General features: G+C 70.5%; 18 protein-coding genes. 13 read left to right on the top strand and 5 right to left on the bottom strand.

Annotation, left to right across the window (positions count from 1 at the left end):
• Nucleotides 1-116: 116 nt before the first annotated feature.
• The gene (locus QFZ64_RS11335; protein WP_307064761.1) at nucleotides 117-773 is read right to left on the bottom strand and encodes a TetR family transcriptional regulator; all 657 of its coding nucleotides are present in this window, start codon (nucleotides 771-773) and stop codon (nucleotides 117-119) included.
• A 134-nt stretch (nucleotides 774-907) separates the two neighbouring features.
• Between QFZ64_RS11335 and QFZ64_RS11330 the strand changes: the two genes are divergently transcribed.
• Both QFZ64_RS11330 and QFZ64_RS11325 read left to right on the top strand, forming a co-directional pair.
• Nucleotides 908-2,530 (top strand): MFS transporter, encoded by a 1,623-nt coding sequence (locus QFZ64_RS11330; RefSeq protein ID WP_307064760.1) that lies wholly within the window; start codon nucleotides 908-910, stop codon nucleotides 2,528-2,530.
• Nucleotides 2,531-2,860: 330 nt separating this feature from the next.
• Nucleotides 2,861-3,184 carry a small hydrophobic protein gene (locus QFZ64_RS11325; RefSeq protein ID WP_307064759.1) on the top strand — a complete coding sequence of 108 codons (324 nt, stop codon included), beginning with the start codon at nucleotides 2,861-2,863 and terminating at the stop codon, nucleotides 3,182-3,184.
• A 203-nt stretch (nucleotides 3,185-3,387) separates the two neighbouring features.
• Here the strand turns inward: QFZ64_RS11325 and QFZ64_RS11320 are convergent, their stop codons facing one another.
• Together QFZ64_RS11320 and aceE are read right to left on the bottom strand one after the other, a co-directional pair.
• Nucleotides 3,388-5,766 carry an Orn/Lys/Arg decarboxylase N-terminal domain-containing protein gene (locus tag QFZ64_RS11320; protein ID WP_307064758.1) on the bottom strand — a complete coding sequence of 793 codons (2,379 nt, stop codon included), beginning with the start codon at nucleotides 5,764-5,766 and terminating at the stop codon, nucleotides 3,388-3,390.
• Nucleotides 5,767-5,999: 233 nt separating this feature from the next.
• A complete protein-coding gene (gene aceE / locus QFZ64_RS11315) occupies nucleotides 6,000-8,747 on the bottom strand; it encodes a pyruvate dehydrogenase (acetyl-transferring), homodimeric type (RefSeq protein WP_307064757.1) in 2,748 nt (915 codons plus the stop codon).
• Nucleotides 8,748-9,194: 447 nt separating this feature from the next.
• Between aceE and QFZ64_RS11310 the strand changes: the two genes are divergently transcribed.
• The 6 genes from QFZ64_RS11310 (at nucleotide 9,195) to QFZ64_RS11285 (ending at nucleotide 14,026) form a co-directional block, all read left to right on the top strand.
• On the top strand, nucleotides 9,195-9,632 hold the full coding sequence (locus QFZ64_RS11310) for a DUF3052 domain-containing protein (protein ID WP_307064756.1): 438 nt from the start codon (nucleotides 9,195-9,197) through the stop codon (nucleotides 9,630-9,632).
• 152 nt (nucleotides 9,633-9,784) lie between these two features.
• A complete protein-coding gene (locus QFZ64_RS11305; RefSeq protein WP_307071652.1) occupies nucleotides 9,785-10,243 on the top strand; it encodes a peroxiredoxin in 459 nt (152 codons plus the stop codon).
• A 139-nt stretch (nucleotides 10,244-10,382) separates the two neighbouring features.
• Nucleotides 10,383-10,958 (top strand): TerD family protein, encoded by a 576-nt coding sequence (locus tag QFZ64_RS11300; protein WP_307064755.1) that lies wholly within the window; start codon nucleotides 10,383-10,385, stop codon nucleotides 10,956-10,958.
• A gap of 226 nt (nucleotides 10,959-11,184) precedes the next feature.
• Nucleotides 11,185-11,763, top strand: coding sequence for a TerD family protein (locus QFZ64_RS11295; protein WP_307064754.1), 579 nt, complete (start codon nucleotides 11,185-11,187; stop codon nucleotides 11,761-11,763).
• Nucleotides 11,764-11,991: 228 nt separating this feature from the next.
• Nucleotides 11,992-13,128 carry a DUF475 domain-containing protein gene (locus tag QFZ64_RS11290; RefSeq protein ID WP_307064753.1) on the top strand — a complete coding sequence of 379 codons (1,137 nt, stop codon included), beginning with the start codon at nucleotides 11,992-11,994 and terminating at the stop codon, nucleotides 13,126-13,128.
• A 151-nt stretch (nucleotides 13,129-13,279) separates the two neighbouring features.
• On the top strand, nucleotides 13,280-14,026 hold the full coding sequence (locus QFZ64_RS11285) for a Tellurium resistance (protein WP_307064752.1): 747 nt from the start codon (nucleotides 13,280-13,282) through the stop codon (nucleotides 14,024-14,026).
• A 202-nt stretch (nucleotides 14,027-14,228) separates the two neighbouring features.
• On the opposite strand, the gene QFZ64_RS11280 is transcribed toward QFZ64_RS11285, so the two are convergent.
• Complete coding sequence (locus tag QFZ64_RS11280; RefSeq protein WP_307064751.1) at nucleotides 14,229-15,050, bottom strand: TerD family protein; 822 nt, start codon at nucleotides 15,048-15,050, stop codon at nucleotides 14,229-14,231.
• A 220-nt stretch (nucleotides 15,051-15,270) separates the two neighbouring features.
• Here QFZ64_RS11280 and QFZ64_RS11275 point away from each other — a divergent pair, with 220 nt between their 5' ends.
• From QFZ64_RS11275 to QFZ64_RS11265, 3 genes are all read left to right on the top strand, one after another.
• On the top strand, nucleotides 15,271-16,443 hold the full coding sequence (locus tag QFZ64_RS11275) for an HpcH/HpaI aldolase/citrate lyase family protein (RefSeq protein ID WP_307064750.1): 1,173 nt from the start codon (nucleotides 15,271-15,273) through the stop codon (nucleotides 16,441-16,443).
• 109 nt (nucleotides 16,444-16,552) lie between these two features.
• Nucleotides 16,553-19,093, top strand: coding sequence for a phosphoribosyltransferase (locus QFZ64_RS11270; protein WP_307064749.1), 2,541 nt, complete (start codon nucleotides 16,553-16,555; stop codon nucleotides 19,091-19,093).
• Nucleotides 19,094-19,110: 17 nt separating this feature from the next.
• Nucleotides 19,111-19,920, top strand: coding sequence for an HAD family hydrolase (locus QFZ64_RS11265; protein WP_373430733.1), 810 nt, complete (start codon nucleotides 19,111-19,113; stop codon nucleotides 19,918-19,920).
• A 290-nt stretch (nucleotides 19,921-20,210) separates the two neighbouring features.
• Here QFZ64_RS11265 and QFZ64_RS11260 read toward each other — a convergent pair whose 3' ends face one another.
• Nucleotides 20,211-20,867 carry a hypothetical protein gene (locus QFZ64_RS11260; protein ID WP_307064747.1) on the bottom strand — a complete coding sequence of 219 codons (657 nt, stop codon included), beginning with the start codon at nucleotides 20,865-20,867 and terminating at the stop codon, nucleotides 20,211-20,213.
• A gap of 36 nt (nucleotides 20,868-20,903) precedes the next feature.
• Between QFZ64_RS11260 and QFZ64_RS11255 the strand changes: the two genes are divergently transcribed.
• Together QFZ64_RS11255 and QFZ64_RS11250 are read left to right on the top strand one after the other, a co-directional pair.
• Entirely contained in the window at nucleotides 20,904-23,177 is a 2,274-nt protein-coding gene (locus QFZ64_RS11255; RefSeq protein WP_373430586.1) for a transglycosylase domain-containing protein, read from the top strand.
• A gap of 45 nt (nucleotides 23,178-23,222) precedes the next feature.
• Nucleotides 23,223-24,500, top strand: a complete 1,278-nt coding sequence (locus tag QFZ64_RS11250; protein ID WP_307064746.1) for a hypothetical protein — start codon at nucleotides 23,223-23,225, stop codon at nucleotides 24,498-24,500.
• The last annotated feature ends 10 nt before the right edge of the window (nucleotides 24,501-24,510 follow it).

Genomic DNA, 24,510 nt, shown 5'->3' with positions numbered 1-24,510 from the left:
CGTCGGCCGAGTGACGCGTCTCACGTTTCCGGTCGGGAATCTGTGGCATACACACGTTCGGTGAGCGGCCGTCAGTCCTCGGGCCGAGCCGGGAGGGCGGGTGGCCGCGGTGTCCCTCACCAACTGCGGGCGAGCGCCGGTCCGATCGCGTCCAGGTGCCGCACGGTCAGCTCCCGCATCGCCGCCACGCTGATGTCGCCGCCCGTGGACCACATCCGCTCCGTGACTCTCATCACACCACCGAAGAGCGCGACCGCGACCCGGGGGCGGGGGTCGGTGTCCGGGTCGACGTCCTCCCGCGCGGCGACGATCCGGGTGATCTGCTCCTCCCACTCGGCCGAGCGCCGCAGGTGGATCGCCAGCAGCGCCGGAGTCTCCCCGATCAACTGGTAGGTCCGCAGATGCAGTTCGACGGGGACCAGCTCCTCGATCGCCTCCCCGATGCGGTCCCAGCCGGCCAGCACCGCCTGCCGCAGCGACTCCACCGGCGCCTCCGCGGCCGGACGCCGGCGGAACTCCGCGAGGAAGTGCGACTCGACCACGTCCTGCACGAAGAAGACGAGATCCTCCTTGCCCGCGAAGTAGCGGAAGAAGGTCCGCTGCGAGACGTCGACGGCCTCGGCGATCTCGTCGACGGTCGTGTGCTCGTAGCCCTGGGTGGTGAACAGCTCCAGCCCCCGGCGCAGCAGCGTGTCGCGCGTGCGCTGCTTCTTCCGTTCACGCAACCCGGGCCGGGGTGCCGTGTCGAGTGCCGTGCTGGATCCCGAGTGCATGGCGGTCGTCGTCCTCTCGTCGCGCCAGGTCAGGGTATCCGCCGCGGATGCGCCGCCTGCCCGTCGCCATCTTGTCAGTTACCGGCATCTGAATCGGTTTGTCACTTGTCAGTGGCTGTCACTAGCCTCACGGCATGACTAGTCAGCCCACCGTCGAGGCGAAGGGGCCCGGCGACAACGGCCCGGACTCGCCGTCCGACTCCGCTCCCGCCACCACCGGTCTGCGCGGCCACCCGTGGCTCACCCTGATATCCGTCGCGATCGGCGTGATGATGGTCGCCCTCGACGGCACCATCGTGGCCATCGCCAACCCCGCGATCGCCAAGGACCTCGACGCCACCCTGGCCGACGTCCAGTGGATCACCAACGCCTACTTCCTCGCCCTCGCGGTCTCCCTGATCACCGCGGGCAAGCTCGGCGACCGGTTCGGGCACCGCCAGACGTTCCTGATCGGCGTGGTCGGCTTCGCCACGTCCTCCGGCGCGATCGGGCTGTCCAGCAGCATCGCGTTCGTCATCGTCTTCCGGGTCCTGCAGGGCCTCTTCGGCGCGCTGCTGATGCCGGCCGCGCTGGGCCTGCTGCGCGCCACCTTCCCGGCCGAGAAGCTGAACATGGCCATCGGCATCTGGGGCATGGTCATCGGCGCCTCCACCGCGGGCGGCCCGATCCTCGGCGGTGTGCTGGTCGAGCACGTCAGCTGGCAGTCGGTGTTCTTCATCAACGTGCCGGTCGGCGCCGTCGCGCTCGTCCTCGGCCTGCTGATCCTCGTCGACCACCGTGCGAAGAACGCGCCGCGCTCCTTCGACGTCCTCGGCATCGTGCTGCTGTCCGCCGCGATGTTCTGCCTGGTCTGGGCACTCATCAAGGCCCCGACCTGGGGCTGGGGCGACGGCCTGACCTGGACCTTCATCGTCGGCTCGCTGATCGGCTTCGCCCTGTTCGCCTTCTGGGAGACCAGGGTCGAGGAACCGCTGATCCCGCTGGCGATGTTCCGGTCGGTGCCGCTTTCGGCCGGTGTCGTCCTGATGGTGCTGATGGCCATCGCGTTCCTCGGCGGTCTGTTCTTCGTCACCTTCTACCTGCAGAACGTGCATGGGATGAGCCCGGTCGACGCCGGTACGCATCTGCTGCCGCTCACCGGCATGATGATCGTCGGCTCGCCGCTGGCCGGCGCGATGATCACCAAGGTCGGCCCGCGCATCCCGCTGGCCGGTGGCATGGCGTGCACCGCGATCGCCATGTTCGGCATGTCACGGCTCGACGCGAACAGCGGCAGCGGCCTCATGTCGCTGTGGTTCGCGCTGCTCGGCCTCGGGCTCGCGCCGGTCATGGTCGGCGCCACCGAGGTCATCGTGGGCAACGCCCCGCTGGAGCTGTCCGGTGTGGCCGGCGGACTCCAGCAGGCCGCGATGCAGATCGGCGGCAGCCTCGGCACGGCCGTGCTGGGCGCCGTGATGGCCTCCAAGGTCGACAACACGTTCGCCGGCAACTGGGCCGACGCCAAGCTCCCGCCGCTCACGCCCGAGCAGCTCGACCAGGCCTCAGGGGCCGTGCAGCAGGGCATCGCGCCCGTGCAGCCGGGCACCCCGGCGGACGTCGCCGCGAGGATCACCGACGTCGCGCACGACACGTTCATCTCCGGGATGAGCCTGGCCTGCCTGGTGGCCGCGGGCGTCGCGGCGGTCGCGGTGCTGGTCGCCCTCCTCACCAAGCGGGGGGACAACGCGGAGGCGGGAGCGGGGGGCGCGCACATCTGACGGGGCGGGGGCCGGGCCGCCGACATCCGACGGGGTTCGGAGGCCGGGCCGCTGCATCCGATGGGGGGCAGGCGGCGTGGTTCGCCTATCCGGGTGATGGGGACGTCGTTCCCTCGCCGGTGGGGCGGGCCGCGCGTCACAGTGGGTCATGTCCTCCGTACGGCCTGTGCGTGGCCGGTGGATCGGAGGACATCGCGGTCCGCGGCCGCGCTGTCGGAGGGGGACGGCGCGGCCGGGGCCGGAAACCCGTGTCGCGGCGGAGGATTGTCCACCCGATCTGGGGTACCCGCATGTCAAGCCCGAACTGACCTACACGTTCTGGGAGTTGATATGGCGGGCTTCGGACACAGCCACAGTCACAGTCATGGTTCGCGTACGTACCCCCGCTCACGGGGCCGGATGGGGTCTCGGAGTGGGCCGGATCGCGCGACGCTCGGGATCGTCGGACTGGTTTGTGCGATCGCCGGATTCTTCGTGCTGGGGATCGTGCTCGGTCCGGTGGCGATGATCTGCGGCTGGCTGGGCATGGGGCGCAGCTGGGCGGGTTCCCGTCCGGTACCGGCGCTCGTCGCCCTGGTACTGGGTGCCATTGACACGCTGCTCGCGATCGTGTGGATCGCGGGGGCGGCCGGGCCGGGGGGTGGGCTGTTCTGACCCCCGGGCGAGAGGAAGAACAGGGCCCTCGGCGACGGCGCGCCGGGGGCCCTGCCCTTTGCTCCGGTTGTTCCGTTCATTCCGACTGCCCGACTGCCCGACTGCCCGACTGCCCGACTTCCCGGCTGTTCCGGGCGAGTGAGGACGACCGGCCCGGTCGGTTCCCGCCCCCGTCCCGTCCCGGCCGCACGTCCGGCCTCCGCTCAACCCACAGGCCTGGTGTCCTCCTCGCCCCGCCGCTGAGCCGGTGTCACCGGGGCGGCGGACCCCTGGTGTCCGTCCGGGCGCAGACACTCGATCAGGTAGTCGCCGGTGTCGGGATCGCGGGTCACCCCGTGGGTCTCGCTGCCGAAGCCGGGGAAGCGACGGTCGAAGCCCTCCAGCGCGCCGAGGTAGCGCAGGAGGGGGCCGTCCTGCGTCCCGACGCCCTCGCCCGGCATGAGGACGGGGATGCCGGGCGGCGTGACCGTGACCATCGCCGCGGCGACCCGGCCCGGCGCGTCCCTCAACCGGATGCGTTCCGTGCCGCCCCGGATCAGGCGCTGGTAGCACTGCTGGGGCGGGGCGACCTGCTCCGGGAGCTGCTGGAAGGCCAGGTCCAGCAGGTCGACCAGACGTGCCCCGCGCAGGTGGTCGTGCATCTCCTGGCACAGGTCGCGCAGGCTGAGCCCCGAGTAGCGCCCCGCGTTCCGGGCGACCAGCGCGGGCAGCACACGGTCCAACGGGGCGCCCTCGTCGTAGAGCTGCTTGAAGTCCATCAGGGCGTCCAGCAGCGTGCCCCACTTGCCCTTGGTGATGCCCATGGAGAACAGCACCAGCGTGGTGTAGCTGTCGGTCTTCTCCACGACGATGCCGCGGGTGGCCAGGTAGGCGGTGAGCACCCGCGCCGGGATGCCCCGGTCGGACATGGCACCGGTCGCGTCGAGTCCCGGGCAGGTCAGGGTGACCTTGATCGGGTCGAGCATGCAGTAACCGTCCGTCAGACCGGGGAAGCCGTGCCAGTCCGCGTCGGGCGCCAGGTGCCAGCAGGAGGGCTCCGTGGTCAGCAGGTCCGCCGGGGCCTCGTCGAACGGCAGCCGTGCCCCGCTCGCCGGATCGGTCACCTCCTCCGGCTGCCACACGCCGAAGAACCAGGGCGGCCGGTCCCCGGCGGCCTCGATCCGCCGCCCGATCCGCACCATCTCCTGACGGAACCGGACCGCCTCGGCCACCGCCTCGTCGAGGAGCCACCGGCCCCGCGGACCCTCCATCATGGCCGTGGCCACGTCCAGCGAGGCGATCATCGGATACGACGGCGACGTCGTGCCGTGCATCATCAGCGTCTCGTTGAACCGCTCGTGCTCCACCGGCGCCCGCGGCGCGGACCGGACGTGCACCATGGCGCCCTGGGACAGCGCCGCCAGCAGCTTGTGGGTGGACTGGGTGGCGAACACCGTCGGCCGGCCGGGCCCGGGGAAGGTCCCCTCGTCCACCGACATCCCGTAACGCCCGGCGTAGAGGGGGTGGAAACGGGCGTAGGCGAACCACGCCTCGTCGAAATGGAGTCGGGGCGTGCTGGGCGCGAACGCCCGGGCGGCCGCCGCCGCGTCGTAACACAGCCCGTCGTACGTGGAGTTGGTGAACACCGCGTACTGGGCGCGCGGGGACACCGCGTCCCGGGTGAGGGAGGCGGCCGCGATCCGCTCCGCCACCGCGTCGGCCGCGATCCCGGCCGGCGGCAGCGGTCCGGCCAGGCCGTAGCCGTTGCGGGTGGGGACCAGGTACACCGGACGGGCCCCGGAGACGACCAGCCCGTGCAGGACCGACTTGTGGCAGTTGCGGTCCACCAGGGCGATCTCGTCGCGGGTCACGCTGAAGTGGCCGACCAGACGGTTGCAGGTGGAGTCGCCGTGCAGGACGAAATAGGTGCGCTCGGAGCCGAAGACCCGCGCGGCATTGCGCTCCGCCTCGCCGATCGGCCCGGTGTGCTCGAACAGTGAGCCGAGCTCCTCCACCGAGATCGACAGGTCGCTGCGCAGCAGCCGTTCCCCGAAGTAGTCGTGGAACGCCCGGCCCACAGGTGACTTGAGGAAGGCGACGCCACCGGAGTGCGCCGGGGTGTGCCACGAGTACTCGTGCGCGTCGTCGAATCGTCGCAGTGCCTTGAAGAATGGCGGGAGCAGCGCCTCCTGATAGGCGCGTGCGGCGGTGGTGACACGCCCCGCGAGGAAGGCAGGGGTGTCCTCCAGCGGCCACACGTAGCCCACCACCGACTGCGACACCCACAGCGGCAGCTCGCGCAGCCCCTCGTCCGCCATGACCAGGAACACCGGAAGATCCTGGAAACGGCGCCCGATCCCGCACAGCACCGAGGCGCCGCCCGGCCCGTCCGCGCCGTCGGGCGGCAGGTCCCAGGCGACCAGCGCGGCGGCGAGACCGGCCTCGGTCCTGAGCACCGCCTCGGCGTCCGGGGCGCTCACCGCCCACCTGACCCGCATGCCGCGCTCCCGGATCGCCTCGGCGATGCGCGCCAGCTGCCCGGCGGTGGCGCCGCGGCCGTCCGGATGCTCCGCCACCGCCACCAGGACCGTGCCGTCGGCCATGCCGCCCCCTTTCGTCCGGCGGCCCCGTGCCGCCCCCGACCAGTGTTCGCGGCCCCCGCCCGCAGAAGCGGCCGACGGCCGGCGTAACCACCCCTTCGGAGTGCGCCCGGGGCCGGGTCGTTGACGCGGGCGGGGGACGCGCCGGGGCCCGGGCGGGCGCCGCAGGACGCGCGGCGGGCCGCCCGCGCGGGGGAGCGCGGGCGGCCCGGCGGTGTGTCGGGTGGCCGAAGGGCCTACGCGTCGCCCCCCGCCACGCCCGGGTCGGCGGCGGAGGCGTCGAGGAGGCGGTAGCGGTCGATGGCCTGCTTCAGCGCCGAGCGGTCCACGCGGCCCTGCTTCGACAGTTCCGTCAGGACCGCCAGGACGACGGACTGCGCGTCGATGTGGAAGAAGCGGCGCGCCGCCCCCCGCGTGTCCGCGAAGCCGAAGCCGTCCGCGCCCAGGGACGTGTACGGCCCCGGCACCCAGCGCGCGATCTGGTCGGGAACCGACCGCATCCAGTCGGAGACGGCCACGAACGGCCCCTGCGCGTCGCTCAGCTTCCGTGTCACCCACGGCACCCGCTGCTCCTCCTCCGGATGCAGCAGGTTGTGCTCCTCGGCCGCCACCGCCTCGCGCCGCAGCTCGTTCCATGAGGTCGCCGACCACACGTCGGCCCGTACGTTCCACTCCTCGGCGAGGATGCGCCGGGCCTCCAGCGCCCACGGCACCGCGACGCCCGAGGCCATGATCTGCGCCGGGATCTCGCCGTCGGAGCCCGTCGCGATGCGGTGCACGCCCTTGAGGATGCCCTCGACGTCCACGTCCGCCGGCTCGGCCGGGTGCCGGATCGGCTCGTTGTAGACGGTGAGGTAGTAGAAGACGTCCTCGCCGTGCGGGTGCTCCTCGCTCGCGCCGTACATCCGGCGCAGCCCGTCCTGCACGATGTGCGCGATCTCGTACCCGTACGCCGGGTCGTAGGCCACGCATCCCGGGTTGGTCGAGGCGAGGAGCTGCGAGTGACCGTCCGCGTGCTGCAGCCCCTCGCCGGTCAGGGTCGTACGGCCGGCGGTCGCGCCCAGGACGAAACCGCGCGCCAGCTGGTCGGCCATCTGCCAGAACTGGTCGCCGGTGCGCTGGAAACCGAACATCGAGTAGAAGACGTAGACCGGGATCAACGGCTCGCCGTGGGTGGCGTAGGCCGAGCCCGCCGCGATCGCCGAGGCCGTGCAGCCGGCCTCCGAGATGCCGTCGTGCAGCATCTGACCGGTGGGCGACTCCTTGTAGGCGAGGAGCAGCTCGCGGTCGACCGACTCGTACTGCTGGCCGAGCGGGTTGTAGATCTTCGCGCTCGGGAAGAACGAGTCCATGCCGAACGTGCGGTACTCGTCCGGCGCGATCAGCACGAACCGCTTGCCGATCTCCTTGTCCCGCATGAGGTCCTTGAGGAGCCGCACAAAGGCCATGGTCGTCGCGATGGACTGCTGGCCGGAGCCCTTCTTCACGGTCGCGTACGTCTTGTCCTCGGGCAGCGGCAGCGGTTTCGCGCGCACGACCCGGGTGGGCACGTAGCCGCCGCACTGCTTGCGGCGGTCGTGCATGTACTGCATCTCCTCCGATTCCCGGCCCGGGTGGTAGTACGGCGGCGGGCCGGACTCCAGCTCCTTGTCGGAGATCGGCAGGTGCAGCCGGTCGCGGAAGCGCTTGAGGTCGTCGACCGTCAGCTTCTTCATCTGGTGCGTGGCGTTGCGGCCCTCGAAGTTGGGGCCCAGCGTCCAGCCCTTGATCGTCTTGGCCAGGATCACGGTGGGCTGGCCCTTGTGCTCCTTGGCCGCCTTGAACGCGGCGTAGATCTTGCGGTGGTCGTGACCGCCGCGGCCCAGGTGCAGGATCTGGTCGTCGGTCATGTTCTCGACCATCGCGCGCAGCCGGTGGTCGTCGCCGAAGAAGTGCTCGCGGATGTACGCGCCGGACTCCGTGGCGTACGTCTGGAACTGTCCGTCCGGCGTCGTGTTCATCCGGTTGACCAGCACGCCGTCGCGGTCCTGGGCCAGCAGCGGGTCCCAGGTGCGGTCCCAGACCAGCTTGATGACGTTCCAGCCGGCGCCCCGGAAGACCGACTCCAGCTCCTGGATGATCTTGCCGTTGCCGCGCACCGGGCCGTCGAGCCGCTGGAGGTTGCAGTTGACCACGAAGGTCAGGTTGTCCAGGTTCTCCCGGGCGGCGATGGAGAGCTGGCCGAGTGACTCCGGCTCGTCCATCTCACCGTCGCCGAGGAACGCCCACACGTGTGACGCGGAGGTGTCCGCGATGCCGCGCGCCTCCATGTAGCGGTTCATCCGCGCCTGGAAGATCGCGCCGAGCGGGCCGAGGCCCATCGACACGGTCGGGAACTCCCAGAAGTCGGGCATGGAGCGCGGGTGCGGGTACGAGGAGAGGCCGTCGGGGTACTTCGACTTCTCCTGCCGGAACCCGTCGAGCTGCGCCTCGCTGAGCCGGTCCAGCAAGTAGGCGCGGGCGTAGATCCCGGGGGAGGCGTGCCCCTGGAAGAAGACCTGGTCGCCGCCGCGCCCGTCGTCCTTGCCGCGGAAGAAGTGGTTGAAGCCCACGTCGTAGAGGGACGCGGAGGAGGCGAAGGTGGCGATGTGGCCGCCGACCCCGATGCCCGGGCGCTGCGCCCGGGAGACCATGACCGCGGCGTTCCACCGGGTGGCGTTGAGGATCTTGCGCTCGATCTCCTCGTTGCCGGGGAAGAACGGCTCGCTCTTGGTGGGGATCGTGTTGACGTAGTCCGTGCTGCGCATCTCGGGCACGGCCACGCGTTTGGCGCGGGCGCGCTCGATCAGCCGGAGCATCAGGTAGCGCGCGCGCTCACGGCCACGCTCGTCGACCGCGGCGTCCAGCGAGTCGAGCCACTCCTGGGTCTCTTCGGGGTCGAAGTCGGGAACCTGACTGGGAAGGCCGCCAATGATGATCGGATTGCGATCGGATGCGGAAGCCACTCTGTTCCTTCGCTCTCTGGAGGCTGTGGGAAGCTGCACAACTGCGCCTTGGGCACCGTTTCCATCGTGTACCTCGGATACGGAAACTTCATCTTTACCGATCGGTAACCGGCACGCGGGGGCAGTCCTGTTGGGGTCGGTCCGGGGCGAGACCACCCCAATCGCAACGATACGCCCGGGGTGTTACGCGTTACGCAAAACCGTTCGAGTCCCGTAGGCTCGAAGGAATCCGAAACGGGTGAACCGGGCAAATCGGTGTGGCGTGGATCACTCCGGGCCGTCTTCCCTTGCCTGGGGTTGCGGCGACACGGCCAGGATCGTCACCGTTTCGGCGGTCCGAACGGCCGGGTACTTGCGCGATCCGTCCCGCCCGTGTGGACTACCGCCAATGCCTCGCGCCCGCGTGAGGCCCGAGACATCTTTCGCAACATGATCAGGAGGCAACCCGTGAGCGCGACCGCGGACCACGCGGAGGAGCGGACGAACCCTGCCGCGAGGCTGGGGTTCCAGCCCGAGCAGGTGGTCCAGGAACTGGGCTTCGACGACGACGTCGACCAGGAGCTCCGCGAGGCCATTCAGGAAGTGATCGGCAGTGAACTCGTCGATGAGGAATACGACGATGTGGCCGACGCCGTGGTGCTGTGGTTCCGAGACGACGACGGCGACCTGACGGATGCGCTGGTGGATGCCACCACGTACATCGAAGAGGGCGGCTCGATCCTGCTGCTGACGCCGAAGACGGGGCGCGACGGCTACGTCGAGCCCAGCGACATCTCCGAGGCCGCGACGACGGCGGGGCTGTCGGCGTCCAAGAGCGTGAGTGTCGGCAAGGACTGGAGCGGCAGCCGGCTGGTGACGCCGAAGGCCGCCAAGTCCAAGCGGTGACCGCACCGCCGTCACTGGACTGAGCAGTGCGTGTGCCCCCCGGTACCTCGAGTGCCGGGGGGCACACGCGTCGGGGGCCCGGCCCCGCCGGAAGATCGCTGCGTAGGGTGGAGAACACCCCGAACAGCCCCATGAAGGGACGCGGCGACATCATGGCCATCCAGGTCGGCGAAAAGGCCCCCGACTTCGCACTCAAGGACAACCACGGCGCAACCGTCCGGCTCTCCGACTTCCGCGGGGAGAAGAACGTCGTCCTGCTCTTCTACCCCTTCGCCTTCACCGGCGTCTGCACCGGCGAACTGTGCGCCCTGCGCGACAACCTGCCGAAGTTCGTGAACGACGACACCCAGCTCCTCGCCGTCTCCAACGACTCCATCCACACCCTGCGCGTCTTCGCGGAGCAGGAGGGCTTCGAGTACCCCCTGCTCTCCGATTTCTGGCCGCACGGCGAGACCTCGCGCGCGTACGGCGTCTTCGCCGAGGACAAGGGCTGCGCCGTCCGGGGGACCTTCGTCATCGACAAGGAGGGCGTCGTGCGCTGGACGGTCGTCAACGCCCTGCCCGACGCCCGGGACCTGAACGAGTACGTGAAGGCGCTCGACAGCCTGTGACCGATCGGGTTCAGCCTCTGCGCGGGGCGGGAACCCGTCACTAGGATCCAAGCGTTGATCCGGTACATGTTGATCCGGTACATCCGGCATATCCGATGCACGACGGGGCTCCCCGCCCCCGAAGACAATGGGAGGACTCGTGGGAGTCAGCCTCAGCAAGGGCGGCAACGTTTCGCTGACCAAGGAGGCCCCTGGCCTGACCGCGGTCATCGTCGGTCTGGGATGGGACGTGCGCACCACCACCGGCACCGACTTCGACCTGGACGCCAGCGCGCTGCTGTTGAACACGGAGGGCAAGGTCGCCAACGACCAGCACTTCATCTTCTTCAACAACCTCAAGAGCCCCGACGGCTCGGTCGAGCACACCGGCGACAACCTCACCGGTGAGGGCGAGGGCGACGACGAGCAGATCAAGGTCGATCTCGCCGGTGTCCCCGCCGAGGTGGACAAGATCGTCTTCCCGGTCTCGATCTACGAGGCCGAGAACCGCCAGCAGTCCTTCGGACAGGTCCGCAACGCGTTCATCCGCGTGGTGAACCAGGCCGGCGGCGCCGAGATCGCCCGCTACGACCTGAGCGAGGACGCCTCCACGGAGACCGCGATGGTCTTCGGCGAGCTGTACCGCAACGGCGCGGAGTGGAAGTTCCGCGCCATCGGACAGGGCTACGCCTCGGGTCTGCGCGGCATCGCCCAGGACTTCGGAGTCAACGTCTGAGGACGGATGGGCGTCGACGTCCGAGGACGACCGGAGCCGGCGTCCGAGGACCGCTGGGGTCGGGTCCGAGGACGACCTGCGCCAACGCCCGGGGCACGAAGTGACAACCGTCCGGCGTCGCACCGTTTGCGTGCGGCGCCGGACGCGCAGTACATCCAGGAAGCAGCGGGAAAAACGGAAACCGGCAGACGGAAACCGGCAAGCGGAAACAACGGGGAGGAACATCATGGGCGTCACGCTCGCCAAGGGAGGCAACGTCTCCCTCTCCAAGGCGGCACCGAACCTCACCCAGGTGTTGATCGGGCTCGGCTGGGACGCGCGCTCGACCACCGGGGCCCCCTTCGACCTGGACGCCAGCGCCCTGCTGTGCGGCGCCGACAACCGGGTCATGGGCGACGAGTGGTTCGTGTTCTACAACCAGCTCAAGAGCCCCGACGGCTCGGTCGAGCACACCGGCGACAACCTCACCGGTGAGGGCGAGGGCGACGACGAGTCGCTGCTGATCGACCTCTCCAAGGTGCCGGCGCAGTGCGAGAAGATCGTCTTCCCGGTCTCGATCCACCTGGCCGACGAACGCGGCCAGACCTTCGGCCAGGTCAGCAACGCCTTCATCCGTGTCGTCAACCAGGCCGACGGCCAGGAGCTGGCCCGCTACGACCTGAGCGAGGACGCCTCCACGGAGACGGCCATGATCTTCGGCGAGGTCTACCGCTACGGCGGCGAGTGGAAGTTCCGCGCCGTCGGCCAGGGCTACGCCTCGGGTCTGCGCGGCATCGCCCTCGACTTCGGCGTCAACGTCTCCTAGGGCCTGACGCGGTTCCCGACGGACACGAGGGGCATGAGGGGCGCAAGGGTGTACGGCGCGCGCGAGGGGCATCAGGGACACCGAAACACCGCAGTTTCCGGGGAGTGCGACGGAGCCCGCACGGCCGGCCGGAGGAGGAGCACTCTAGACTCCGTGGTCAACGTTCAGTAAAGCCGACTACGGCGCGGGGGAGACCCGTACACAACACGAGTCACGATTGGGTAGCCAGTGCTTCTGAAAACCTTCGGCTGGTCGTTCGCGATCACCGCTCTCGGCCTGGTGGCGGCCGTTCTCTACAACGGATGGACCGGGTTCGGGATCGTCGCCATCCTGGCGATCCTGGAGATCTCGCTCTCCTTCGACAACGCGGTCGTCAACGCCGGCGTGCTGAAGAAGATGAGTCCGTTCTGGCAGAAGATCTTCCTCACCGTCGGCGTGCTGATCGCCGTCTTCGGCATGCGGCTCATCTTCCCCGTCGTGATCGTCGCCGTCACCGCGAAACTGAACCCGTGGGACGCGGTCGATCTCGCGTTCTCCGACAAGGACCGCTATCAGCAGCTGGTCACCGACGCGCACCCGGCGATCGCCGCGTTCGGTGGCATGTTCCTGCTGATGATCTTCCTCGACTTCATCTTCGAGGACCGGGACATCAAGTGGCTCGCCTGGCTGGAGCGGCCGCTGGCCAAGCTCGGCAAGGTCGACATGCTCGCGGTCTGCATCTCGCTGATCTGCCTGCTCATCGCCTCCATGACGGTCGCCGCCCACGCCCACCAGCACGGCGGCGTCCACGCCGACAAGGGGCAGACGGTCCTGCTGGCCGGCATCGCGGGGCTGATCACGTACATGATCGTCGGCGGGCTCTCGGGGTACTTCGAGGACCGCCTGGAGGAGGAAGAGGAGCGCGAGCAGGAAGAGGAGTCGGACCGGCGGACCGGCGGGAAGAAGCCGGCGGTGCTTCTGGCGGGCCAGGCCGCGTTCTTCATGTTCCTCTACCTCGAGGTCCTGGACGCGTCCTTCTCCTTCGACGGTGTGATCGGCGCCTTCGCCATCACCAACGACATCGTGATGATGGCGCTCGGCCTCGGCATCGGCGCGATGTACGTCCGGTCGCTCACCGTCTACCTGGTCCGCCAGGGCACTCTCGACGACTACGTCTACCTCGAGCACGGCGCGCACTACGCGATCGGCGCCCTGGCCGTCATCCTCATCGTCACCATCCAGTACGAGATCAACGAGGTCATCACCGGCCTCGTCGGCGTCGTGCTGATCGCCTGGTCCTTCTGGTCCTCGGTCCGCCGCAACCGGGCGCTCGCCGCGGAGGGCGGCGGGAGCACGGCGAAGGACGAGGTGTCCTCCGGCGTCTGACCGCAACGGTTTCCCCGCGGGGCGGGCCCGGTCGTGCGCCGGGCCCGCCCCGTGTGCTTCCGCCGGTACGACGGCGGGGGTGTGACGCGGCGCCCCGTGAGGAACGCTTCGTCTGTATGTCCGGTGTACGTGTCACGCGTGGGGGCGGGTAATGGGGTTCTTCGACGGTCTGCTGGGCGCCCGGGCGGCCCAGTTCGACTCCGGCAGCTCGGCCAGCAACTCCATCGAGTTGAACAAGCGGCACCACACGGTCTCGCTGACCAAGCAGGGCGCGGCCAGCGGGCACCTGCGGGTCAACCTGTCCTGGCGGATGCGTACCTCCGACATCGGCGCCCCCCAGCGCGGCAGCCTGCTGCGGCACCCGATGCGGCTGTTCACCCCCGAGGTGGTGCAGGCGCACACCATGAGCATGGTCAACGTCGACCTCGACCTGGGGTGCCTGTACGAGCTGAAGGACGGCTCCAAGGGCGTGGTGCAGCCGCTCGGCGGCTTCTTCGGCGAACTCAACGCACCGCCGTACGTGAAGCTGAGCGGGGACGACCGGTTCGGCTCGGGGTCCGGCGAGGACATCTACATCAACCTCGACCACCGGGACGACATCAAACGGCTGCTGATCTTCGTCTACATCTACGACCAGACGCCGGCGTTCGACCGTACGCACGCGGTGGTGACGCTCTACCCGAGCAACGGGCCGCGGGTCGAGATCGGCCTCGACGAGCGGCACCCGCAGGCGCGGTCGTGTGCGGTGGTGCTCATCGAGAACGTGAAGGACGAACTGATCGTCCGCCGTGAGGTGAGGTTCGTCTACGGCTTCCAGGCGGAACTGGACCGGCTCTTCGGCTGGGGCCTGCAGTGGGGCCGCGGCTACAAGTCACGGGCCGACCGGGGGGCGATGTAGGGGTTCCCCCTCCTTCTCTCCGCCCCTAGGGCCTGTTGCGAAAGTCCCGCCTGCCCCGCGACGCCATGCACGCACTCTCGCCGCACCGGGCCCGGACCCAAGTACATCCAGTACGAGGGACTGGGCCCGGCACGCCGAGAGCACGCACCTGACACCGCAGGACCCGCCCTCCGGGCGGACGACGGGACTTTTGCAACAGGCCCTAGCGGCCGATGAACTGCGGGCCCTGCGGCGGGAGCTGGAAGTCGGGGTCCGGTGCCGCCGTGACAGGCGCGGGGTGGCCGTACGCCGGTGCCGGCGCACCCGCCGTCTGCGGCTGGGGGTAACCGTACGCGGGCTGCGCCACCGGCTCCGCCGGGGCCGCCGGCGGATACCCGTACGACGACTGCTGCTGCGGCATCCCCGCCGACTGCTGCGCGGCCATCGCCGGCTGCTCCGGCGGCAACGGCACCGCCGCCGCCTCCGGCCGGGCCGCCTGCTCGGAGTCGTCCACCGAGATGCCGAAGTCGTTCGCCAGGCCCTTCAGCCCGTTCGAGTAGCCCTCCCCGAGCGCCCGGAACTTCCAGGCGTCCCCCCGCCGGTACAGCTCCCCGCAGATCAGCGCCGTCTCCTGCCCGGTCTCCGGCTTGATCTCGAAGTACGCCAGCGGCTCGCCGCCCGCCTCGTCGGCGTCGTACAGCACGATGCACAGGGCCCGCACCTGCTCGAACGGGACGTCGTCCGCCGACGCCACCAGCAGCACGCGCCCGACGTCGCCCTCGACGCCCACCAGATCCGTCTGGATCGTGTCGGTCATCCCCTCGGGCTCGCGCCGCTTGCCCAGCAGCCGGACCGCCCCCGAAGGATGCCGGGGCTGGTTGTAGAAGACGAAGTCCTCGTCGGAGCGCACCCGTCCGTCGGGGCCGAGCAGCAGCGCGGAGGCGTCCACCTCGGGGGCGCCCTGTGCGGGCGCCCAGCGCAGTACGGCCCGTACCGCCGTCGCCTCCAGCGGGACGTTCGACCCCTTCAGCATCGCGTGCGTCATGCGGTCATCCTGCCTTCTCGGTCCTGCGCACGACAACGCGGGGGCAGGGGTTCGCAGGGTTCCCCACCCGGTCCACGGGATACCCGTCCAGATGGCGTGCGCACCCCTGACACGGCGAGGTCACCCGGACTTCACATCATGGGGGAACCGCCGACACACGTCCGTACGTACTATTACCGGCCACTTGTTTTCCGGCCGATCGGCACCACGGGGGAGTCTCATGCGTCATTTCGGGCACATCGCTCCGGAGCAGCGCCGTCACCTGTTCCACCGGGAACCCGTCGAGTTCACCGCCGACTCCCCGGCCCGGCTGCTCTCCACGGCCCTCGGCGCCACGCTCTACAGCCCCGCGACCCGTCCGCGGCTCGCCGAGGACGTCGTCAAACAGGCCGCGCGCGGGGTCGTCTCCATGGTGTTGTGCCTGGAGGACTCCATCGACGACGCCGACGTCATGGACGCCGAGGCCAACCTCGTCCGCCAGTTCGCGGACCTGGACGCGCTCCCGGGCTCCGCCCCCAGCCTCCCGCTCCTGTTCATCCGGGTCCGCACACCCCAGCAGATACCGGATCTGGTGCGGCGGCTCGGCCCGGGCGCCCGGCTGCTGTCCGGTTTCGTACTGCCCAAGTTCACCGAGGAACGCGGCATCCCGTTCCTGGAGGGGCTGGCCGAGGCCGAGGCGGCGAGCGGACGGCGACTGTTCGCCATGCCGGTGCTGGAGTCCCCCGAGCTGCTCCACCTGGAGACCCGGGCCACCACGCTCGACGGCATCTTCCGCACCGTCGACAAGTACCGTGACCGGGTCCTCGCGCTGCGCCTCGGCGTCACCGACTTCTGCTCCGCCTACGGGCTGCGCCGGGCCCCCGACATGACCGCGTACGACGTCCAGGTCGTCGCCTCCGTCATCGCCGACGTCGTCAACGTGCTGGGCCGCGCCGACGGCACCGGGTTCACCGTGACCGGACCGGTGTGGGAGTACTTCCGGGTGCAGGAACGTATGTTCAAGCCGCTGTTGCGGCAGAGCCCCTTCCAGGAGGGCCGGGCCGTGGAACTGCGCCAGGCGCTGCTGGAGAACCGGATGGACGGGCTGCTCCGCGAGATCTCCCTCGACCGCGCCAACGGACTGCTCGGCAAGACCTGTATCCATCCCTCCCACGTGGCGCCCGTGCACGCGCTGTCGGTCGTCAGTCACGAGGAGTACAGCGACGCACAGGACATCCTGCGGCCGGAACGCGGCGGCGGGGGTGTGCTCAGGTCCGCGTACACCAACAAGATGAACGAGGTGAAGCCGCACCGGGCCTGGGCCGAGCGGACGCTGTTGCGGGCGGAGGCGTTCGGGGTGGCGGGCGAGGACGTGGGCTTCGTGGAGCTCCTGGCGGCGGGGCTGCACGGCTGAGAGAGGAGCGTCCGTCGACGATCGGCGCTCCGACTACTGGCGACAGACGACAGACGATGACACACGACTGACGACAGACGACAGACGACAGACGACAGACAAGGAAATGATGAGCGACGACAGCGGCAGAGGCGGCGACGGCGGCGTGGTGTGGTCCGGAGCGTGGGTGGCCGAGCGGCTCGGGGTCGAGCTCGCCGGTGACGACGGCCTGGGCGAGCTGCTCGGGCTCGCGCTGCGCCGCAACCCGAAGCGGGCGCATCTGCTGGTGTCCCACGTCCTCGGCAAGCACGTGCCGCAGCGCCCGTCCGTCGTGCACGGGCACGGCCACGCGCTGGGGCGGCGGGTGCGGGAGCTGCTGGGGGAGGAGGCGGCGGGGGCGGCCGTCGTGCTCGGCTACGCCGAGACCGCCACCGGGCTGGGGCACTGTGTCGCGGACGGGCTCGGGGGCGCGCCGTACCTGCACTCCACGCGTCGGCCGGTCGCGGGGGTCGCGCCGGCGGGTGGCTTCGAGGAGTCCCACTCGCACGCCACCTCGCACCTGCTGCTGCCGGCCGACCCGGGACTGCTGGCGGGCGACGGGCCGCTGGTGCTGGTCGACGACGAGTTCTCGACGGGCAACACGGTGCTGAACACCGTGCGGGCACTGCACGGGCGGTTCCCGCGGGAGCGGTACGTGGTCGTGGCGCTGGTGGACATGCGGTCCGAGGAGGACGCGGGACGGCTGGCGGAGTTCGCCGGGGAGATCGGGGCGCGGGTCGACCTCGTCGCGGGGGCGTCGGGAAGGGTGCTGCTGCCGGACGGGGTGCTGGAGAAGGGCCGGGCGCTGGTGGAGCGCTACGAGAAGCCTTGTGAGGAGGCCTCCGCGGAGCCTCACGTGAAGGCCTCCGGGGCGCCTCCCGTGGAAGCCCCCGAGAAGTCCTCCGAAGGGGGCGAGGCGGTGGTGCGGGTGGAGCTCGGATGGCCCGCGGGGGTGCCCGACGGCGGGCGGCACGGGTTCACCGCCGCGCACCGGGAGCGGCTCGACGCCGCGCTGCCCGGGATGGTCGCGCGGATCGGCGGGGCCCTGCCCGCCGCCGCCCGGCGCGTGCTCGTCCTCGGCAACGAGGAGCTGATGTACGCGCCGCTGCGGCTCGCGCTCGGGCTGGAGGAGCGGCTCGGCGACGCGTACGACGTGCGGTACTCCACCACCACCCGGTCGCCCGTGCTCGCCGTGGACGACCCCGGATACGCGATACGCACCCGCCTCGTCTTCCCCGCCCACGACGACCCCGCCGACGGTCCCGGCGAGCGGTACGCCTACAACGTCGCCGGCGCCGGGTTCGACGCCGTCGTCGCCGTCGTCGACTCGGCCGGTGACACCCCCGCGCTGCACGCGCCCGACGGCCTGGCCGCCCGGCTCGCCGCGCACATCCCGCACGTCCTGCTGGCGGTCGTCCCCTCGTACGCACCCTCGCCCGCGGCCCCGCCCGCACCCCCCGTCGAAAGGCTCTCCATGCCGCCCGAGCCGCTGCGCGGCCCCGCGTTCTCCTCGTACGCGCCCGACGAGGTCGGCTGGCTGCTGCAGGACCTCTCCGACGTGACGCTGGAGGCGCCCACCGAGGAGCGCGAGGAGGCCATCCAGAGCGGCGGCGCCCACTACGCCGAGTCGCTGCCCGTCGAGTACCAGCCGAGCGAGGAGTACCAGGCGCTCTTCCACGCCGCGCTCAAGACCTCGGCCGCGCGGATCGCCCGCGCCGTCGGCGTCGTCACCGAGACGGTGCTCGCGGAGCGGTCCCCGCGCCCCGTGCTCGTCTCGCTCGCCCGCGCCGGGACGCCCGTCGGCATCCTGATGCGCCGCTGGGGCCGGTTCCGGCACGGCCTCGACCTGCCGCACTACGCCGTCTCCATCGTCCGCGGACGCGGCATCGACGCGGGCGCGCTGCGCTGGCTGGCCGCCCACCACGACCCCGCCGACGTCGTCTTCGTCGACGGCTGGACCGGCAAGGGCGCCATCACCCGCGAACTGGCCGCCGCCGTGCGCGAGTTCGAGGACGCGGGCGGTGCCACCGGCTTCGACCCGGAGATCGCCGTGCTGGCCGACCCCGGCTCGTGCGTGCGGACGTACGGCACCCGGGACGACTTCCTCATCCCCTCCGCCTGCCTCAACTCCACCGTCTCCGGGCTCATCTCCCGCACCGTGCTGCGCGCCGACCTCGTCGGGCCGGACGATTTCCACGGCGCGAAGTTCTACCGCGAGCTGGCCGGCGCCGACCTCTCCGCCGCCTTCCTCGACGCCGTCTCCGCCCGGTTCGCCGAGGTGGCCGACGAGGCCGACGCCCGCGCCAAGGACCTCCTCGCCGCCGACCGCACGCCCACCTGGGAGGGCTGGGCGGCCGTGGAGCGCATCAGCGAGGAGTACGGCATCCACGACGTCAACCTCGTCAAGCCCGGCGTCGGCGAGACCACCCGGGTCCTGCTGCGCCGGGTGCCGTGGAAGATCCTCGCGCGGGCCGGCGCCGGCGCCGACCTGGACCACGTACGACTGCTGGCCGCGCAGCGCGGGGTGCCGGTGGAGGAGGTCGGCGAACTGCCGTACTCGTGCGTGGGGCTGATCCACCCCCGCTACACCCGGGGCGCGACCGGCGCCGACGGCCGGGCGGTGGCGCGGTGACCGACCCCGCCCCCGTCGTGGTCGCCAGTGACCTCGACCGCACCCTCATCTACTCGGCCGCAGCCCTCGGGCTCACGATGCCCGACGCCGGGGCGCCCCGGCTGCTGTGCGTGGAGATCTACCAGGGCCGCCCGCTTTCGTACGTCACGGAGACGGCGGCCGGGCTGCTCGGCGAACTGGGCGACGCGGCGGTGTTCGTCCCGACCACGACGCGCACCCGGGAGCAGTACCTGCGGGTCCACCTGCCGGGGCCGGCGCCCCGGTACGCCGTCTGCGCCAACGGGGGGCACCTGCTGGTGGACGGCGTGCCGGACCCGGAGTGGCACGCGGCCGTGCGGGCCCGGCTGGACGAGGAGTGCGCGGGGCTGGCCGAGGTGCAGGCGCACCTGGCCGCCGCGGCGGACCCGGCGTGGCTGCGCACGCACCGGACCGCGGACGATCTGTTCGCCTACCTCGTCGTCGAACGCGAACTCCTGCCCGTGGACTGGGTGAAGGAGCTCGCGGTGTGGGCGGAGCACCGGGGCTGGACGGTGTCGTTGCAGGGCCGCAAGGTCTACGCGGTGCCGAAGCCGCTGACCAAGAGCGCGGCGGTACGGGAGGTCGTACGGCGCACGGGGGCGGGGCTGACGCTCGCGGCGGGCGACTCGCTGCTCGACGCGGACCTGCTCCTCGCGGCGGACCGCGCGTGGCGCCCGGGCCACGGCGAACTCGCCGAGGCGGGCTGGACGGCGCGGGGGGTCACCGCGCTGCCGGAGCGCGGCGTACTCGCGGGGGAGCGGATCCTGGAGGAGTTCTCGCGCCTGGTGCGGGGTGGCTCCGCCGGTTGAGCGGTGGCTCGCGGCACGGCACCGTCGCGGCAGAGCCCCGGGGAGACGGGTTCACCGGCGAGTGCGGGCGGGGTGTGGTTGCCCGCGCGGTTCCCCACCGGTCTGTGGCGAACAACGCACCTGCGGGGTCCGGGGGCGGAGCCCCCGGGTTCGGGAAGGGAAGGGGCGGCGGGGGCGGAAAAAATCCCAGGTCACACCTGTCGCACAGACCCCCCCTCGCCACATACTCTCCGTACACTGCCTGTTCTTGACCATTTCTCATTTGCCGCTGACCGAAGTGCGCGCAGTGGTCACTGATAATTTATGCGTGCCGCGATGAGCCGCATGTCGTGGGAGGGGGGCTCGCAGCCGCAGAATGCGGCAGCTGCATCTACCCGCGCGCGCAACACCGAGTGCGGAGGGAGACGCAGTCGTGACCCATGCCCGACATCGAACAGATGTCCCGCAGCCCCTGGGCCGTCCCCGTTCCGGAGCCGATCATGGATGAAGGGGAGGGCGACGAGCGCCCTGGCCGCCGCCGTGCGACCCCGCCGAAACGATTCGGGCACGGCCCGGCCGACGACCCGGCCTCCGGCATACCCGAGTGGCCACACCATCCCGAACGGTCGGAACGTACCGAGCAGTTGGAAAACACGGACGACGCGGAACAATCCGAGGATCACGGGCATCCTGAACGACCGGAGCGCCCCGAGCACTTGGAGCGCCCGAAACTTCCCGAGCGCCTCGAACTTCCTCGGCGCCCGGAGCGTCCGATGCGTCCCGAGCGACCGGAACCCGCCACGCCGCGCGAAGATGCCCGGAACACCCGGGAAGATGACCGGAACGGCCGGAATGCCCGGGAGGACGACCCGAACGCCCGGGAGGGCGGCCGGGACGACGACGACCGTGACCTGACCGGGGCCGACCAGGCGGACGGCCCCGGCCCCGATGCCGATGCCGACGATCACGAAGACGCCGTCGACACCCGGCGTCCGGACGAGACCATGGCCCTGCGGGTCCCTCCGCCGCCGGAGGAGACGATGGCCCTGCGCCGTCCTCCCCCGCCGGAGGAGACCATGGCGCTGCGCGTCCCCCCGCCACCCGACGAGACGATGGCGCTGCGGGTCTTCACTCCTCCCGCACCCGAATCCTCGTCCGCGTCCAACGACGCGTCGGGCGGCGGCGAACCGCCGCAGGCCCCCCGCCGGCGCGGCTCCCGCCGCAAGGCCAAGCCGAAGACCGCCGCCGCGACGGTGCCCTCCGCCGTCGCCGGGTTCTTCGCGCCCCTCGCCGCCCGCCTCGGCCCTCCGCTCGCCGCCGCCCGTGCCCGACTCGCCCCGTACGCGCGGCACTTCAAGCCGGTCTACCCGCGCCCCGGCCGCACCGACTGGCGCCGCTGGCTGCCGTCCTGGCGGCAGTGGCTGGGCGCCCTGCTCATAGCCCTCGGCCTGGGCACCGGCACCCTGGCCGTGGCCTACGCGGCGACGGACATACCGCAGAACCTCAATACGTATGCCACGCAACAGGACAACGTCTACTTCTGGTCCGACGGCACCCCGATGGCCCGCACCGGCTGGGTGCAACGGCAGGCGATGCCACTGAAGGACATCCCCGCCGACGTCCGCTGGGCGGTGCTCGCCGCCGAGAACGAGAGCTTCTACTCCGACCCCGGCATCTCCGTCAAGGGCATCTCCCGCGCCCTGTGGCGCACCGTCGGCGAGGGGGACACCGAGGGCGGCTCGACCATCACCCAGCAGTACGTCAAGAACGTCTATCTGAACCAGAACCAGACGGTCAGCCGCAAGTTCACCGAGGCGATGATCTCCCTCAAGCTCGACAACCAGATGAGCAAGGACAAGATCCTCGAGGGCTACCTGAACACGAGCTGGTTCGGCCGCGGCACGTACGGCATCCAGCGCGCCGCCCAGGCGTACTACGGCAAGGACGTCAGCAAGCTCGACGCGGGCGAGGCCGCGTTCCTCGCCTGTCTGCTCAAGGGCGCGGGCCTGTACGACCCGACGCTGAACCAGGCCAACCACGCCCGCGCCGTGGACCGGTGGAACTGGATCCTCGACCGCATGGTCAAGATCGGCAAGCTGTCCGCCTCCGAACGCGCCACGTACAAGACGTTTCCCGAGCCGCTCAGGACCAACCCGCTCTACGACACCGGTGAGCAGAGCGACTACCTGGTCGAACTGGCGTCCCAGTACGCCAAGAAGTCCGCGCACCTGACGGCCAAGGAGTTCGACCTGGGCGGGTACCAGATCTACACGACCTTCGACAAGAAGCGGGAGAAGGTGCTCACCGACACCGTGACCAAGGCCCGCAAGGCGGCGATGGACGACGACCCGGACGCCGCGAAGACAGCCCACTACGGGGCCTCCTCGGTCGGCTCCGACGGACGGATCATGGCCGTCTACGGCGGCCCCGACCACCGTAAACAGGGCTACAACGAGTCGAACGCGTCCACCGTCCCGGCCGGCAGCGCCTTCCTGCCCTTCGTCTACGCCGCCGGCCTGGAGCACGGCATCACCAAGAAGCGCGACGCACCCCGCAGCCCCGTCACTCCCGCATCGGTCTACGACGGCGACGACGGCGTGCCCGTGACCACGCCCGAGGGGCCCTACTGGGACCGCAGCGGCAAGAAGGTCGCCGCGCACAACGACGGCAAGAAGGACTGGGGGCGGATCAGTCTGCGCGAGGCGCTGGCCCACTCCGTGAACACCCCGTTCATGCAGCTCGGCATGGACACCGGACTGGACAAGGTGCGGGACACCGCGGTCGACGCCGGCCTGCTCCGCTCCAGCCTGGGCGCGCAGGTGCCCGACCTGTCCCTGGGCAGCTCCCGGCCCAGCGCCATCCGGATGGCCGACGCCTACGCCACGTTCGACGCCGAGGGCCGGCACACCGACCCGTACTCGGTGCGCCGCCTCACGCGCAACGGCTCCACGGTGCCGCTGGACCGGCCGCCCGCCCGCCGCGCGATGGGCGCCGACGTGGCCGACGAGGTCACCCGGGCGCTCACCGACTCGTTCCACCTCGCACATCCCACCGCGGCGGCCCCCTCGGCCAAGGTGTCCGGCAAGGCCGGCACCACCGAGGACGACACCGCTTCCTGGTACGTCGGAACGGACAAGGAGGTCTCCACCGCCGTGGTCGTCTACCGCATGGACCTGGCCAAGAGCCTCGAACCACTGCCGCTGAAGGGACTCGCCGGAACCGCCGCCGACAGCGTCCCGTACGGCATCTGGTCGAGCGCCATGGCCCCGCTCGGCTGACGGCCGCGTCAACCCGCCACCCCTCACTCCCAGATGGTGCCCCGTATGAAACAGACCTCCGGCCACCGCCGCCGCACCCGTCCCCGCCGTAACGCCCGCCCCGGGTTCCTGGTCATGGCGCTCCTTCTCGTCATGGCGTCGCTGGCCGTCGCCTTCCTGACGCTCAGCCGCTCCGACGACGCCTCCCCGGCCGCCTCCACCGGCGAGGACGGCAGGACGGACTCCGCCAAGGCGTCCAAGGAACCGGAGTGGGACGGGAGGACCAAGGTGCTCGGGGACGGCTCCACCTCGTACACCGGGCCGCAGAAGGGCCAGCTGAAGGCCGTCCCGCTGAAGAAGGGGGAGAAGCCGCCGCAGTTCGTGGTCTTCTCCTGGGACGGCGCGCTGGAGGGCAGTGACCACCTGTTCTCGCACTACCGGGAGCTCGCCGAGGAGTACGACGCCCACATGACCTTCTTCCTCACTGGCATCTACCTGCTGCCGAAGGACAAGAAGGACCTCTACGACCCCCCGATGCACGACCGGGGCTCCGCCGCCATCAGCTACCCCACCGACGAGCACATCCGCACCACTCTGGAGCAGTTGCGCCTGGCCTACGACCAGGGCAACGAGATCGGCACCCACTTCAACGGCCACTTCTGCGGCACCAAGGGCGGCGGCGACTGGAGCGTGGCGCAGTGGAAGAGCGAGATCGACCAGTTCTACGACTTCGTCGAGAAGTGGAAGACCAACACCGGCTACAAGGACATCGACCCGCTGCCCTTCGACTTCAGGAAGGAGGTCACCGGCGGCCGCGCCCCCTGCCTGGAGGGCCAGCCCAACCTGCTCAAGGCCATGAAGGACTACGGCTGGCGCTACGATGCCAGCTCCCCGGGTGATTTCCAGATATGGCCGAAGAAGAAGGACGGCGTCTGGGACTTCCCGCTGGAGATGCTCCCGTACGAGAGCGGCAAGTACCAGGGCCTGTCCATGGACTTCAACTTCCTCTACAACCAGTCAGCCGGGGAGACACAGGGCGATCCCGCCAAGTTCCCCCAGTGGCAGCAGCAGACGGTCGACTCCTACATGGCCGGCTTCAACCGGGTCTACTACGGCAGCCGGGCGCCGCTGTTCATCGGCAACCACTTCGAGGACTGGAACGGCGGCATCTACATGAAGTCCATCGACCAGGTCATCAAGAGCGTGTGCACCAAGAAGGGCGTCAAGTGCGTGTCCTTCAAGGAGCTCGCCGACTGGATGGACGTGCAGAAGCCGGCCACGCTGCAACGGCTGCGCAGTCTGGACCCGGGGCAGTCGCCGGACTGGTCGACCGTGGTGCAGTGACGATCGCCCG

Source organism: Streptomyces sp. B3I8 (assembly GCF_030816915.1).
GTDB lineage: Bacteria > Actinomycetota > Actinomycetes > Streptomycetales > Streptomycetaceae > Streptomyces.
Note: the sequence above shows the minus strand (reverse complement) of the source record. Positions and strands in the feature narration are given on the sequence as shown.

Bases quoted from the DNA above. Each gene is read 5' to 3' on its own strand.
- QFZ64_RS11325 (WP_307064759.1), top strand. From the start codon at position 2,861: ATGGCGGGCTTCGGACACAGCCACAGTCACAGTCATGGTTCGCGTACG.
- QFZ64_RS11330 (WP_307064760.1), top strand. From the start codon at position 908: ATGACTAGTCAGCCCACCGTCGAGGCGAAGGGGCCCGGCGACAACGGC.
- QFZ64_RS11295 (WP_307064754.1), top strand. From the start codon at position 11,185: ATGGGCGTCACGCTCGCCAAGGGAGGCAACGTCTCCCTCTCCAAGGCG.
- QFZ64_RS11270 (WP_307064749.1), top strand. From the start codon at position 16,553: ATGAGCGACGACAGCGGCAGAGGCGGCGACGGCGGCGTGGTGTGGTCC.
- QFZ64_RS11255 (WP_373430586.1), top strand. From the start codon at position 20,904: ATGGCCCTGCGGGTCCCTCCGCCGCCGGAGGAGACGATGGCCCTGCGC.
- QFZ64_RS11335 (WP_307064761.1), bottom strand. From the start codon at position 773: ATGCACTCGGGATCCAGCACGGCACTCGACACGGCACCCCGGCCCGGG.
- QFZ64_RS11305 (WP_307071652.1), top strand. From the start codon at position 9,785: ATGGCCATCCAGGTCGGCGAAAAGGCCCCCGACTTCGCACTCAAGGAC.
- QFZ64_RS11280 (WP_307064751.1), bottom strand. From the start codon at position 15,050: ATGACGCACGCGATGCTGAAGGGGTCGAACGTCCCGCTGGAGGCGACG.
- QFZ64_RS11275 (WP_307064750.1), top strand. From the start codon at position 15,271: ATGCGTCATTTCGGGCACATCGCTCCGGAGCAGCGCCGTCACCTGTTC.
- QFZ64_RS11285 (WP_307064752.1), top strand. From the start codon at position 13,280: ATGGGGTTCTTCGACGGTCTGCTGGGCGCCCGGGCGGCCCAGTTCGAC.
- QFZ64_RS11320 (WP_307064758.1), bottom strand. From the start codon at position 5,766: ATGGCCGACGGCACGGTCCTGGTGGCGGTGGCGGAGCATCCGGACGGC.
- QFZ64_RS11250 (WP_307064746.1), top strand. From the start codon at position 23,223: ATGAAACAGACCTCCGGCCACCGCCGCCGCACCCGTCCCCGCCGTAAC.